This window comes from Luteibacter mycovicinus, from assembly GCF_000745235.1.
GTDB classification, from domain to species: Bacteria; Pseudomonadota; Gammaproteobacteria; order Xanthomonadales; family Rhodanobacteraceae; genus Luteibacter; species Luteibacter mycovicinus.
The window spans coordinates 3,834,856-3,847,792 of record NZ_JQNL01000001.1 but is presented as its reverse complement, the minus strand read 5'-3'; the positions used below and the strand labels follow the sequence as shown (position 1 = coordinate 3,847,792).

At 66.6% G+C, this 12,937-nt stretch carries 14 protein-coding genes; 3 read left to right on the top strand and 11 right to left on the bottom strand.

Annotated elements, in window-relative coordinates; all coding sequences use genetic code 11:
* Window position 1: 1 nt before the first annotated feature.
* A complete protein-coding gene (locus tag FA85_RS16980) occupies window positions 2-352 on the bottom strand; it encodes a PilZ domain-containing protein (protein ID WP_036114609.1) in 351 nt (116 codons plus the stop codon).
* 133 nt (window positions 353-485) lie between these two features.
* A complete protein-coding gene (dinB, locus tag FA85_RS16975; RefSeq protein ID WP_036114611.1) occupies window positions 486-1,673 on the bottom strand; it encodes a DNA polymerase IV in 1,188 nt (395 codons plus the stop codon).
* A gap of 394 nt (window positions 1,674-2,067) precedes the next feature.
* Between dinB and FA85_RS16970 the strand changes: the two genes are divergently transcribed.
* Genes FA85_RS16970 through FA85_RS16960 form a run of 3 tightly spaced genes read left to right on the top strand, consistent with a single transcriptional unit; the run spans window position 2,068 to window position 5,372 of the window.
* Entirely contained in the window at window positions 2,068-2,874 is an 807-nt protein-coding gene (locus FA85_RS16970) for a segregation and condensation protein A (protein WP_197056691.1), read from the top strand.
* 24 nt (window positions 2,875-2,898) lie between these two features.
* A complete protein-coding gene (scpB, locus tag FA85_RS16965) occupies window positions 2,899-3,756 on the top strand; it encodes an SMC-Scp complex subunit ScpB (RefSeq protein ID WP_036114613.1) in 858 nt (285 codons plus the stop codon).
* A complete protein-coding gene (locus tag FA85_RS16960; RefSeq protein WP_036114616.1) occupies window positions 3,753-5,372 on the top strand; it encodes a pseudouridine synthase in 1,620 nt (539 codons plus the stop codon). Before scpB ends, FA85_RS16960 begins: the two co-directional genes overlap by 4 nt.
* Window positions 5,373-5,503: 131 nt before the next feature.
* Here the strand turns inward: FA85_RS16960 and hisIE are convergent, their stop codons facing one another.
* The 9 genes from hisIE to FA85_RS16915 are packed head-to-tail and all read right to left on the bottom strand — an operon-like array spanning window position 5,504 to window position 12,836.
* Window positions 5,504-6,109 (bottom strand): bifunctional phosphoribosyl-AMP cyclohydrolase/phosphoribosyl-ATP diphosphatase HisIE, encoded by a 606-nt coding sequence (gene hisIE / locus FA85_RS16955; RefSeq protein WP_036114619.1) that lies wholly within the window; start codon window positions 6,107-6,109, stop codon window positions 5,504-5,506.
* Window positions 6,106-6,876 (bottom strand): imidazole glycerol phosphate synthase subunit HisF, encoded by a 771-nt coding sequence (gene hisF, locus FA85_RS16950; protein WP_036114622.1) that lies wholly within the window; start codon window positions 6,874-6,876, stop codon window positions 6,106-6,108. The genes hisIE and hisF overlap by 4 nt, the downstream gene beginning before the upstream one ends.
* The gene (gene hisA, locus FA85_RS16945) at window positions 6,870-7,622 is read right to left on the bottom strand and encodes a 1-(5-phosphoribosyl)-5-[(5-phosphoribosylamino)methylideneamino]imidazole-4-carboxamide isomerase (protein ID WP_036114625.1); all 753 of its coding nucleotides are present in this window, start codon (window positions 7,620-7,622) and stop codon (window positions 6,870-6,872) included. The genes hisF and hisA overlap by 7 nt, the downstream gene beginning before the upstream one ends.
* Entirely contained in the window at window positions 7,619-8,209 is a 591-nt protein-coding gene (gene hisH / locus FA85_RS16940; protein ID WP_036114628.1) for an imidazole glycerol phosphate synthase subunit HisH, read from the bottom strand. The genes hisA and hisH overlap by 4 nt, the downstream gene beginning before the upstream one ends.
* The gene (hisB, locus tag FA85_RS16935; protein ID WP_036114631.1) at window positions 8,209-9,273 is read right to left on the bottom strand and encodes a bifunctional histidinol-phosphatase/imidazoleglycerol-phosphate dehydratase HisB; all 1,065 of its coding nucleotides are present in this window, start codon (window positions 9,271-9,273) and stop codon (window positions 8,209-8,211) included. The genes hisH and hisB overlap by 1 nt, the downstream gene beginning before the upstream one ends.
* Complete coding sequence (gene hisC, locus FA85_RS16930) at window positions 9,270-10,328, bottom strand: histidinol-phosphate transaminase (RefSeq protein WP_036114634.1); 1,059 nt, start codon at window positions 10,326-10,328, stop codon at window positions 9,270-9,272. Before hisC ends, hisB begins: the two co-directional genes overlap by 4 nt.
* The gene (gene hisD / locus FA85_RS16925) at window positions 10,325-11,632 is read right to left on the bottom strand and encodes a histidinol dehydrogenase (protein ID WP_036114636.1); all 1,308 of its coding nucleotides are present in this window, start codon (window positions 11,630-11,632) and stop codon (window positions 10,325-10,327) included. Before hisD ends, hisC begins: the two co-directional genes overlap by 4 nt.
* Window positions 11,629-12,522 (bottom strand): ATP phosphoribosyltransferase, encoded by an 894-nt coding sequence (gene hisG, locus FA85_RS16920; protein WP_036114639.1) that lies wholly within the window; start codon window positions 12,520-12,522, stop codon window positions 11,629-11,631. The genes hisD and hisG overlap by 4 nt, the downstream gene beginning before the upstream one ends.
* Window positions 12,519-12,836, bottom strand: a complete 318-nt coding sequence (locus FA85_RS16915) for a YerC/YecD family TrpR-related protein (protein WP_036114643.1) — start codon at window positions 12,834-12,836, stop codon at window positions 12,519-12,521. Before FA85_RS16915 ends, hisG begins: the two co-directional genes overlap by 4 nt.
* Window positions 12,837-12,937: the final 101 nt, after the last annotated feature.

Genomic DNA, 12,937 nt, shown 5'->3' with positions numbered 1-12,937 from the left:
GCTACTCGTCTTGCCAGGCCTCAAGGGTGTCGGCGTAGCCGCCCAGCAGCTCCCACAGGGGGGCCTGCTTGTCTTCCGGGATCAGCGTGTATTCCAGGCCGATCTGGCGGGCGGACACCCGCGCGACGCACGCTTCCATATGAATGTGGAGGTCGTGGCCGAAGATCATGTCCAGCACCCAGGTCTGGCCGGCCTCGCCCCGCCAGCCCATCGGGCGACGAAGCAGTGCGCCGGTGGCCGAGATGTCGACAAGATCGGTCGGGTGCGCTTCACCGCCGCGACTCATGAGGACGGCACTGTGGACTTTCATGCGCGCGTGGCGATAGCGCGTTCCTTCCTTGTCAGACGACATCAACGTATTTGTCCATACCGGTTTAACGTCTGTACTCGTGGCAACGTGCATGAGCGCACCTCGACCGACTTACCTTGCGTGTCACAAACGGACACATTAGCGCAGTCGTAGGTTCCGCCCATACTGTCGGCGTTCACTCGCTACCACGCGTTTTCAACACACCAGCGCGGACCAGCGCCCCGGCGCCAAAGCGGCCGTTTATCAAATCCTGTACGCCATCCGAAGGCTTTTTAGAAGCCGGAGCCGCGAACATATCCTGTTGCTCGTCGCCGCGCCGTGCATCGAACCCCGAAAGCGTCACCCCGAGCAGCCGCAAACGCGGACGGGGGTGCTGGTCCCACCAAATGTGAAGCAAGCGGCGTGCCACCTCAAAGATTTCGGGGGTTCCGTTGCCGGGCACGGGAAGCTGGGCCTGTCGGCTGTGCGTCACGAACGGTGGCTCTCGCAGTTTTACCGAGACGGTCCGCGCCTCGACCGCCCTGCTCCTGGCGCGGGCGCCCACCCGCTCGCACTGGCGCAGCAACCAGGCTTCCGCCACACCGAACTCCTCGACGTCGTACTCGAAGGTCCACTCCGAGCCGATCGACACTTCGGGTGCGTCCGTAACCACCGGGCGGCGGTCCTCGCCCTGGCACAGCAGCCGCAGCTGAGCGGCATGTCGCTCGCCCACGGCCTTGTTCAGACGCCAGGCGTCGGAGCGGATCAGGTCGCCGATGGTGCGGATGCCGACCTTCTGCAGCGACTCTTCCGCCACCTTGCCCACGGTCCACATGCGCCCTATCGGCAGGGGGTCGAGGTAACCGCGCACCTGATCGGGCGGGATGACGAGAAACCCGTCCGGCTTGGACAGCTCGCTGGCCAGCTTGGCGAGCAGCTTGTTGTGCGCCATTCCGACCGAGGCATTCAGACCGGTCCGCGCCTTGATGGTTTCCTTCACCCTGCGACCGATGGCCTCGATCGATGCGAAAAGTCTCAGGCTGGCGGTGACATCGAGGAATGCCTCATCGAGGGACAGGCCCTCGATCACCGGCGTGACTTCGGCAAAGACACCGAAGACGATCGCGGAAATTTCCGCGTAACGTTCGTGCCTGGGGAAGATGTAGACCGCGTCCGGGCAGCGCCGACGGGCCTCGGCGGTAGCCATGGCCGACCGCACGCCGTACTTGCGCGCCTCGTAATTACAGGTCGAAACGACGCCGCGGCGCCCCAGACCGGCGACGACCACCGGCTTGCCGATGAGCGTCGGGTCGTCCAGTTCCTCCACGGACGCGTAAAAGGCGTCCATGTCGACGTGGATGATGGCGCGATCGGGAGCTGGCATAACGCGTATTGTGCCAAAACGATGAAGGACGGGCGTCTACGCCCGCTGGACTTGCGCGGAAACAGGCGATACCCTGTGTCCATTCGGGTGAACTTATTCGGGCGTCACGCCCTCACCGGTCCGACAGACGGGACCGGCGGCGGACAGCTTCCGACGATTCTTCACAGGCGGTGACCCTCCTGGGGTGTCCAGCGGCAAAGCCTTCCGCTCGTCGGCGACGATGCGAGGCATGGCCGGGCGAGGTGGCGGTAAAGCCGCCGGACGGCATCGATTGTTGCGTTCCCGGTCGCACTCGCGGCCCTTCTGACGTGTGCCGATGACTAACGAGACAACCGACGTCCAGGTGGTCGAAAACATTCAGGGTGCCTTCGCGGGCATTCCGCAGCAACAGGAAATGCCCCTTGCGCTCGTGCGCGGGCAGCCGGTGCTGCAGATGCCTCAGGACCTGTACATTCCGCCGGACGCGCTCGAGGTCATTCTCGAATCGTTCGAAGGCCCGCTGGATCTCTTGCTCTACCTGATCCGCCGGCAGAACCTGGACATCCTCGACATCCCTGTCGCCGAGATCACCCGGCAGTACATGGACTACATCGAGATGATGCGCGAGGTGATGCGGCTCGAGCTGGCGGCGGAATACCTGCTGATGGCCGCGATCCTGGCGGAAATCAAATCCAGACTGCTGTTGCCACGGCCGCCCGCCGAGGAAGGACTGGAGGAGGATCCCCGCGCCGAACTGGTCCGTCGGCTGCAGGAATATGAACGCTTCAAGAAGGCCGCGGCGGATATCGACGAACTGCCCCGGCTGGAACGCGATACGGCGGTGGTCCACGCCTTCGTCGGCGAGCAAAACGTGGTACGTGTGCCGCCGCCGCTGGACCTCAGGGAGATGTTGCTCGCGCTCAAGGATGTGCTCGGCCGTGCCGACCTGTTCACCCACCATGCGATCCAGCGCGAACCGCTCAGCGTTCGTCAGCGCATGGGTGACCTGCTCGGCACGCTGAGTGAAGGCGGCGGTTTCCGCCGGTTCGAAACGCTGTTCGACGTCAGCGAAGGCCGACTCGGAGTCGTGGTCACCTTTCTGGCCATGCTCGAGCTCGCAAAGGAAATGCTCGTCGAGATCGTTCAGGAAGAGGCCCTCGGGCCGATCTACCTGAAAACGAAGGTACAGACGGAGGCCGCGCGCGACGAAGCGCTCGCCTGACCCAAGCACGCATCCGAAAGGCCTATGCAACCCGAACAACTCAAACCCATCGTGGAAGCGGCGCTTCTCGCGTCGACCCAGCCGATGACGGTCGCGCAGTTGAAGGCGATCTTCGTCGACGAGGATGAAGTGACCGACGACGACCTGGTCGTGGCGCTTAAGTCGCTGACGCATGACACCGACGGTCGCGGCGTGGAACTGATGGAGGTCGCCACCGGCTGGCGCTACCAGGTCCGCCGCGACGTTCATCCCTGGGTTTCGCGGATGTGGGCCGAAAAGCCGAGCCGCTACTCCCGCGCACTGCTCGAGACGCTGGCACTGATCGCTTACCGCCAGCCCATTACCCGCCCGGAGATCGAACAGATCCGCGGCGTGGTGGTTTCCTCGAACATCATCAAGACGCTCGAAGAGCGCGAATGGATCCGTGTCGTCGGACACCGCGACGTTCCCGGCAAGCCGGCCTTGTTCGGCACCACCCGGCTGTTCCTCGACTACTTCAACCTGAAGTCGCTCGATGCCCTGCCCCCGCTCTCCGAGATCCGCGATCTGGAGGAGCTCAACCCCCAGCTTCGCCTGGGCGATGCGGACGGCGTTCCCGCCAAGGCGGCGATGCCGACCGATCTGCCCGTCGACGTGGAAGACGACGAAAGCCTGACGAATACCGAAGACAACGATGATGTCGTGGCCGAAGCCACGACGATCGAAGACACCGCCGCGGAGACCGCGCCCCCCGAGGGCGACGACGTCGAAGTCGCGACCCAGCTGCCAGCCGGCGACGATGACGTCGCCGCGGCTTCCCCCACTGCCGAAGAGGCAGAGAACCCCGAAGGCGACGTCGAAGACGACGACGCCGGCAAAGATACCGAGGAGTCACGCGCATGAATGCGCCGCAACGTTCCCTACTCAGCCTGAAGCGCGGCGAGAGCCGCACCACCGAAGACGGTCCGCAGCTCGAAGAGCGCCTGCACAAGGTCCTGGCCAACGCCGGCCTTGGCTCCCGCCGGATGCTCGAACAACGCATCCAGGCCGGCGAAGTCGAAGTCAACGGCACCGTCGCCACCATCGGCGCCAGCGTGCATGCCGGTGACCGCGTGGTCCTGGACGGCAAGCAGTTCGTCGTCGCCACCGACAACCGCAACGACGCCGAAGTGCTCGTCTACCACAAGCCGGAAGGCGTGGTGACCACCCGCGAAGACACCGAAGGCCGCCCCACCGTGTTCGAACAGCTGCCGCGCCTGAAGGGCGCGCGCTGGGTCGCCGTGGGTCGCCTCGACATCAACACCACCGGCCTGCTGCTGCTCACGACCGACGGCGAACTCGCCAACGCGCTGATGCATCCGAAGAGCGGCCTCGAGCGCGAATACCTCTGCCGCGTCCACGGCGAAGTGCCGGACGAGACGATCGAGCGCCTGAAGGCCGGCGTGGAGCTGGAAGACGGCCCCGCCCGCTTCGACGAAATCGCCACGATCAGCCGTGGCGGCAGCCACAGCTGGTTCCGCGTCACCATCCGCGAGGGCCGCAACCGCGAAGTCCGTCGCCTGTGGGACTCGGCCGGCTTCCTCGTCAGCCGCCTGAAGCGCATTCGCTACGGCACCGTCGAACTGCCGCGCGCCCTGCGCCGTGGCGACTGCGAGTCGCTCGACGAAACCGCCATCAAGGAACTGCGCGAGCGTTCGGGCCTGGGCGCACCCGCCCCGGTGCTGACGCTGAGCGCCGTGGTGCACCAGCGCCGCGCGCCGCGCCACGTCACCGAGTACAAGCCCAACGCCGGCGGTGCCAGCGCGTGGAGCTCGGCACGTCATGACGAAGCCCGTGAGCTGACCGCTTTCGATCGTCTGCGCGATGACAATCCGCGCGGCGGCCGTGGTGGTCGTGCCGGCGGTGCCGGTGGCCGTGGCGGCGCTCCGCGTCGCGAGGTCAACGGCAACGTCGATCGTCCGGAGCGCGGCAACGCCGCGGGTGGCCAGCGTAAGCGTCGCGTCGCCCCGGGCCAGGAACTGCCGGGCGTGCGCACGTGGTTCGCGGGCGACTCGCGCACCGGTGGCGGCCAGGGCAACGCCGCAGGCAACAGCACGGGCAACCGTGGTCCGCGTCCGGGTGGCCGCGCTGGCGGCAATACCGGCAACGCCGGTGGCGGCGGTGGCTACGGCAACCGTTCGGCCGGTCCGGGCGGCAGCCGCACGGGCGGTCCGCGCACCGACGGTAATCGTGCCGCTGGCGGCGGTCGTGCCGACGGCAACCGCGCTTCGTCCGGCGGTTCGCGCTTCGAGGGTGGCGGTAATCGCGCCGCTCCGGGCGGCGGCGCCCGCTTCGAAGGCGGCGGCAACCGCGGCGGTCGTCCTGGTGGCGGCGGCAACGCGGGCAACCGTGCCGGCGGCGGCAATCGTACCGGCGGCGGTCAGCGCCCCGGTGGCGGCGGCAATCGCGGTCCGCGTCCGGGTGGCAGCGGCGGTAATCGCAGCGGCGGCGGTGGCGGTAACCGCGGCGGCAATCGCTAAGCGGTAAACGCCGAACGCCCGTGTAGGAGCCAGCCCTGCTGGCGATTCAGGTCTCCCGAGAGATCGAATCGCCAGCAGGGCTGGCTCCTACAGAAGCCGACTACCGGAGGGTTTTACCCTCCCGCATCGGGTCAGCGGTGTCTCTCGATCAGCTTCTTCGCCACCGCGTCGAAGCCGATACCGCGGGCACGCAGTACCACCATCAGATGAAACACCAGGTCGGCCGCTTCGCCGATCAATGCGTCGTCGTCTTCGGCGACGGCGGCGAGCGCGGTTTCCACACCTTCCTCGCCGACCTTCTGCGCGATACGCCGGATGCCACCCTCGAACAGCTTCGTCGTGTAGCTGCCCTGGGGCCGCTCGGCATGCCGCGACGCGACCAGCGCGTCGAGCTCTCCCAGAAAACCGAGCGACGGCGCCACGTCATCGCCGAAACAGCTTGTCGTGCCGTTGTGGCAGGTGGGCCCGGCCGGCACCGCACGCACGAGAAACGTGTCCGCGTCGCAGTCCAGACGCACGTCGACCAACGTCAGCGTATCGCCTGACGTCTCGCCTTTCGTCCACAGACGCTGCTTGCTGCGGCTGAAGAACGTCACGAGACCCACCTCGCGCGTCTTCGCCAGGGCGGCCTCATCCATGTAACCCAGCATCAGCACCTCGCCGGTCCGCGCATGCTGCACGATGGCCGGGAGCAAACCGTCGCCCTTGGCGAAATCCGGTGTCGTCGTCTCGCTCATAGTCTTACCTCGATACCCTGCGCACGCAGTTCGCGCTTGAGCGCGGGAATGCCGATGTCGCCACTGTGGAAGACGCTGGCGGCGAGTGCCGCATCGACGTCCGCGAGGCGGAACACCTCGGTGAAATGATCCGGCGCGCCCGCGCCACCCGACGCGACCAGTGGCACGCGACTCAGTGCGCGCGCGGCTGCCAGTTGTTCGATGTCATAACCCCGGCGCACCCCGTCGGTGCCCATGCAGTTCAGCACGATTTCACCCGCACCCAGCGCCTGCACTTCCTCGATCCAGTCGAGAGTGCGTTTGCGCAGCGCTTTCGTACGCGACGGATCGCCCGTGTACTGGCGCACACGCCACTCCCCGTCGTCATCGCGCAGGCTGTCCACGCCGACGACCACGCACTGCACGCCAAAGGCGTCGGCGATTTCGGCGACCAGTTCAGGACGCTCCAGTGCCGGCGAGTTGATGGAAATCTTGTCGGCACCCGCATGCAGCACGTCACGCGCGTCATCGACGCTGCGGATGCCTCCGGCCACGCAGAAGGGAATATCGATTTCGCGCGCCACGCGTTCGACCCAGTCGCGATCCACACGGCGGCCTTCCGGGCTCGCGGTGATGTCGTAAAACACAAGCTCGTCGGCGCCCTCATCGCGGTAACGCAGTGCGAGCTCGACGATCTCGCCGACCACCACGTGATCGCGGAATCGCACACCCTTGACCACCTGCCCGTCGCGCACATCGAGACAAGGAACGATACGACGGCTCAGCATGATGCGTTCGCCTTCTCGGCGGTCACGAAGGCATCGGACAGGGCGAACGCCCCTTCCAGCAGCGCACGCCCGAGAATCACGCCGGCGACGTCCTGCAGCGCGAGCGTGGCGATATCTTCCAGCGAACGGACTCCGCCGGAGGCCTGAACATCCATGCCCGGCGCCAGCTTCGCCAGGTGGCGATACAGCGCGAGATTGGGCCCGGTCATCGTGCCGTCGCGGTCGATGTCCGTGCACAGCAGGTGGCGCGCACCGGCGGCGCGATACCAGGGCACCAGGTCGTCAAGCGTGCGCTCCTCGTCGGCGGTCCAGCCCGCACTCGGCAGCTTCCACAGGCCATCGCGGAAACGCGTATCCAGCGCCAGCACGATGCGTTCCGCGCCGTAGCGACCGATCCATGCGGCGACGGTTTCAGGATCGCGCATGGCGATGCTGCCGACCACGACGCGCTGTACGCCGGCGTCGATCAGGCGACGGACACCGTCTTCATCACGCACGCCACCACCGGCCTGTACGCGTAGACGTCCGCTGGAAGCGATACCCGCGAGGGTTGAAAGGTTCTCGAAGCGGCCCGTGCGGGCACCATCGAGGTCGACCACGTGCAGCCACGAAGCGCCCTCGTCGGCGTAATGCGCGGCAAGCGCTTCAGGCTCGAAGGCGAAGGTCGTCTGCTGGGCATAGTCACCCTTGAACAGACGCACGACTTTGCCTTCGCGCAGATCGATGGCAGGAATGGGAAGTGTCATAGCGAGAGAAAATTCCGCAGGAGCTGCGCGCCGACACCGGCCGAACGCTCGGGATGGAACTGCATACCCATGAAATTACCGGACGCGACGACGGCGGAGAACGGGGTCCCGTGCTCGCTCGACGCCAGCGTGTAATCGCCCGTGGGCACGGCGTAGCTGTGGACGAAATACGCGGTGTCGCCTTGCCTCAGACCGGCCGTCAGACGATGATCGCCGGTCGCCACCAGAGTGTTCCAGCCCATGTGCGGGACACGTAAACCCGGCTGCTCCGCGAAGCGACGCACCGTCGCGGGAATCATGCCCAGGCACTCCGTGTCGCTTTCCTCCGAACGGGCACACAGCAGCTGCATGCCGAGGCACACGCCAAGCACCGGCTGAGTCAGCCCGCGCATGACATCGACCAGGCCCGCCTCGCGCAGCATGCGCATGCCGGGAGCCGCCGCACCCACGCCCGGCAGGATCACGTGCGTGGCGTTACGGATGCGATTCGCGTCGGAGGTCAGTTCGGCATCGGTGCCGAGACGCTGGAGCGCGTACCGCACCGAACCGATATTGGTACCGCCCGCGTCGACGAGGACCACGCGCATCAGAGACTCCCCTTGGTACTCGGCAGGTCCGCACCCTCGCGACGGATCGCCTGGCGCAGGGTACGCGCGACCACCTTGAAGCAGCCTTCGACCATATGGTGCGCGTTATCGCCGTGCACGGTGAGGTGCAGGTTGGCGCCCAGCGTCTCGCACAGCGAACGGAAGAAATGCGGCACGAGCTCAGTGGGGACATCGCCGACGCGCTCACGCGGGAACTCGCCTTCGAACACGAAATACGGACGCCCCGACAGATCCAGCTCAGCGCGCGCCGCGCTCTCGTCCATCGGCAACGCGAAGCCGTAGCGGCCGATGCCACGCTTGTCGCCCAGGGCCTGCTTCAGAGCCTGCCCCAGCGCCAGCGCGGAGTCTTCGATGGTGTGGTGTTCGTCGATGTGGGTGTCGCCATCGCAGCGTAGCTGCAGGGCGAAGCCGCCATGCTTGCCGATCTGTTCGAGCATGTGATCGAAGAAGCCCAGACCCGTGTGAATCTCCGGATCCGCCACGCGGTCGAGATCGACCGACACGCGAATCGACGTTTCTTTCGTCTTGCGCACGACCTCGGCGGTACGCGGCGCATCGAGCAACGCGTGCGCCAGCTCGGCCCAGCTCATGCCCTCGGGACCGACGCGGAGACCCCGCACGCCCATGTTCGCGGCGAACGCCAGATCGGTCTCCCGATCCCCGACCATGGCCGACTGCGCACGGATCCAGCCGTCGTCCGCCAGCCAGTGCCGTGCGAGACCGACACCCGGCTTGCGCGTATCGAGATTTTCATGAGCGAAGCTGCGGTCGATCAGCTGCTCGCGAAAGGTAATGCCCTGCGAAGCGAGAATACGTAGCAGCAACGCATGCGGACCATCGAACGAGGCCTGTGGGAAGGCATCGGTTCCGAGGCCGTCCTGGTTGGTGACCATCACCAGTTCGTAGCCGGCCGCGACACAGCGCTGAAGCGCCGCGATCACGCCCGGCAACAGCGCCAGCTTTTCATAGCTGTCGATCTGCTGGTCCGCGGGCTCTTCGATGAGGCAGCCATCGCGGTCGACGAAGAGGATCTTGCGGCTCATGCCCCGGCTCCCAGCACGGCAAGCACGCGGTCGTTCTCGTTGCCCGTGCCGATGGTGATGCGCAACGCGTCGCCGAGGCCCGGGTATCTCGTGATGTCGCGCACCACGACACCGGCGGCGAGCAGTCGGCGATACGTACCCGCCGCATCGTCGAAGCGTACGGCGAGGAAGTTCGCGTGCGACGGGAGGACTTCACGCACACCCGGCTGCGCGGCGAGCGCCCTGGCCATCCGGGCGCGCTCGTTGAGCAGTTCGTGTACGTGATGGCGCTGCACGCGGCGTCCTTCGTACGACAGCGCCGCCAGCGCCGCGTCCACGCACGGGGACGGCAGCGGATACGGCGGAATGATCCGGCGAAGCAAGGCCACGACCTCGGCCCGTGCGATCAGGGTCCCGACTCGCGCACCTGCCAGCGACCAGGCCTTGGACAGGGTTCGCAGCACGGCGATATTGTCGAAGTCGTCGATCAGCGAGGCGGCGCTGCGCGTGCCGCTGAACTCGAGATAGGCCTCATCGACCACCAGTAACGCCCTGCCCTGCAGCTCGCGGGCCAGGCGTTCGATGGTGGCGAGTTCGACCAGGTTGCCGGTGGGGTTGTTCGGCGAGCAGACGAAGACGAGCTTCGTCGTGTCGGTGACGGCGGCGAGCAAGGCGTCGGGATCGAGCTTGCCGGACGCATCCAGCGGCGATTCGATCACCCCGGCCGCCTGCACACGTGCGCAGACGGCATACATGCCGAACGTCGGCGGCGAGATCGCGATCGAGTCCTGACCTGCCCGGCAGAACGCGCGGACCAGCAGGTCGATCGCTTCGTCGCTGCCCCGGGTGACCAGGAGGCGCTCGCTGGTGCTGCCGTAAAGATCGGCCAGCGTTTCGACGAGACCGCGCGGCTGCGGGTCGGGATAACGATTCAGGCCTTCGCCGCCTGGCACGTTCGGCGAACGGGCCGACTCATTGGCGTTGAGCAGCACCGTACCTCCCTGCGCTTCCATGCGGGCGCTGGAATACGGCGTGATGGCACGGATATCGGGACGGGCGAGATCGAGCACGCTCATGCGACGGCATCCATAACGGCAAGGCGCAGGGTCACCGCGCGACGATGGGCTTCGAGTTGTTCCGCTTCGGCGAGGATCGCCGCGCACGGACCGATGTTGCGCAGGCCTTCGGCGGTGACTTCCTGCACGGTGACCTGTTTCTGGAAGCTGCCCACGGAGACACCGCTGTAGCTGCGCGCGTAGCCGTAGGTCGGCAGGACATGGTTGCTGCCACTGCAGTAGTCACCGACGGATTCGGGCGTCCATTCGCCGAGAAAGACCGAGCCGGCGGATTCGACGTCGTCGAGCAGCGCGCGCGGTTCGGCCGTCTGGATGATCAGGTGCTCAGGGGCGTAGCGGTTGCTTACCTCGACGGCTTCCGCGAGATCGCTCACGAGGATCAGGCGGCTCTCGTACAGCGCCATGGCGGCGACATCGGCGCGCGGGAGTTCCCGGCGTTGACGCTCCACCTCCGCCTCGACGCGGTCGAGAAGACCGGCCGACGGACTGACCAGCAAGACCTGAGAGTCCGGCCCATGCTCTGCCTGCGACAGCAGGTCGGCGGCAACGAAGCGCGGGTCGGCGCCGGCGTCGGCGATCACCAGTACTTCCGACGGGCCAGCGGGCATATCGATGGCGGCACCGGAAGGATCGCCGGCCGCCTGCAATTTGGCTTCGGTCACCCAGGCATTGCCGGGACCGAACAACTTGTCGCAACGCGGAACGGACGCCGTGCCATAGGCCATCGCGGCGATCGCCTGCGCGCCGCCGAGCTTGTAGACGCGGTGCACGCCCGTCGTTTTCGCCGCGAACAGCACGGCATCGTCGCAGCGGCCGTTCGCCTGCACCGGCGTGCACAGCACCACATCGCGGCAACCGGCGATGGCGGCGGGGACGCCGAGCATGATCGCCGTCGACGGCAGCGGCGCGCCACCGGCCGGAACGTACAGGCCAACGCGGCGAATGGGACGAAGCACGCGTTCGACGCGTACGCCCGGCGCCGTATCCACACCGACTTCGGTCGGAGCGGCGGCACGGTGGAAGGTATCGATACGTTCCGCGGCTTCGCGCACCGCCGCTTTCAGTTCAGGCGACAGACGCGCTTCCGCCGCGGCGAACTCCGCCTCGGTGACCGCGAGGTCCTCGAGCGTCGTGCCATCGTAGCGTGCGGTGAGTTCGCGCAGCGCATCGTCACCGCGCGCACGCACGTCGGCGATGATCGCCTCCACGCCATCACGCAGTTCCGCCGCGCGGGACTGCGCCGGGCGGGCGAGCGCGGCGTCGCGGCCATTTTCGTCGAGGGTTTTCCAGTCGATCCGTTTCATGCCAGCATCTTCTCCACCGGCAGCACCAGCATGTCGCGGGCACCGGCGCGTTTCATGTCTTCCAGCTGGCGCCAGCTCACCGAGCCGGCACACAGCGCCTGCAGCACGACCTGATCGGGCGAGCCGTCGACCTGCGTGAGCGTGGGCACCGGCGTCCCTGGCAGGAGGCGGGTGATCTCCGCCAGCGCGGCGCGCGGCGCCTGCATCAGGATCAGGCGCGAGTCGCGCACCTGGATGACGCCATCCAGGCGACGCAGCAGCAGTTCGGCGATTTCACCGCGCTCGTCCAGCGGCAATTCCGCGTGGCCGGCGAGGACGGCTTCGCTCTCGATCACCACGGCGGTCTCGCGCAACTGGTTCGCGACCAGCGTCGCGCCACTGGAGACGAGATCGCAGATGGCGTCGGCGGTGCCGAGGCGCGGCGCGATTTCCACCGAGCCATTGAGCATGACGACTTTCGCATCCACGCCGTGCGCGCGCAGCCATTCGCCGGTCAGTCCGGGGTATGACGTCGCGATGCGCTGTCCTTCGAGCTGCGCCGGGCTTTCGTATGCGTCTTCCTGCGGCACGGCGATGGACAGACGGCAGTGACCGAAACCCAGTGAGCGCAGTTCGTCGATGCCCGTGCCGGCCTCGGGATTGGACAGCTGAAATTCGCGCAGGACATTGCGACCGACGATACCGAGGTCGCACACGCCTTCGGCGATCAGGCCGGGAATGTCGTCATCGCGAACGAGCAGGAGGTCCACCGGCTCGCCTTCGCCGAAGCAGAACAGCTTGTCGCGGCTCTGGCGGAACTTGAGGCCGCAACGGGCCAGCAACTCCTGCGCGGGCTCCGTGAGGCGCCCCGATTTCTGCATGGCGATGCGCAGTCGATCACGCGGCTTCATACGGCACTCCCGGCATTGCGGCGGGCGGCGGCGGCCATGTAGCCCCCGCTGCCCTGGTTGAGGTACCGGGCAACCCGGCCAATGGTGGTGATGCTGACGGCCGTACGCTCATGGATTTCGCGGTACGAACGGCCCTCGAGCAGGAATGGCACCACGCGCCAGCGATCGACCATGACTTCGATCTCGGCCGGCGTGCAGAGGTCATGCAGAAAGGCTCGCATCTCCTCGATCGTGGCCAGGCCGGCCAGGGCTTCGCACAGACTGGTTTCCGCCGAATCGGCGGGCGTCTCAGGGTCGAGTGAGCGACGCTTCATAGTGTACTAATGCGTTAATACGATAACGCATCCTAACTTGAGCAACCGGTTCGTGGCAAGCGCCGACAGAGAATTGCGCTTTTCTTCCATATACCGCATCG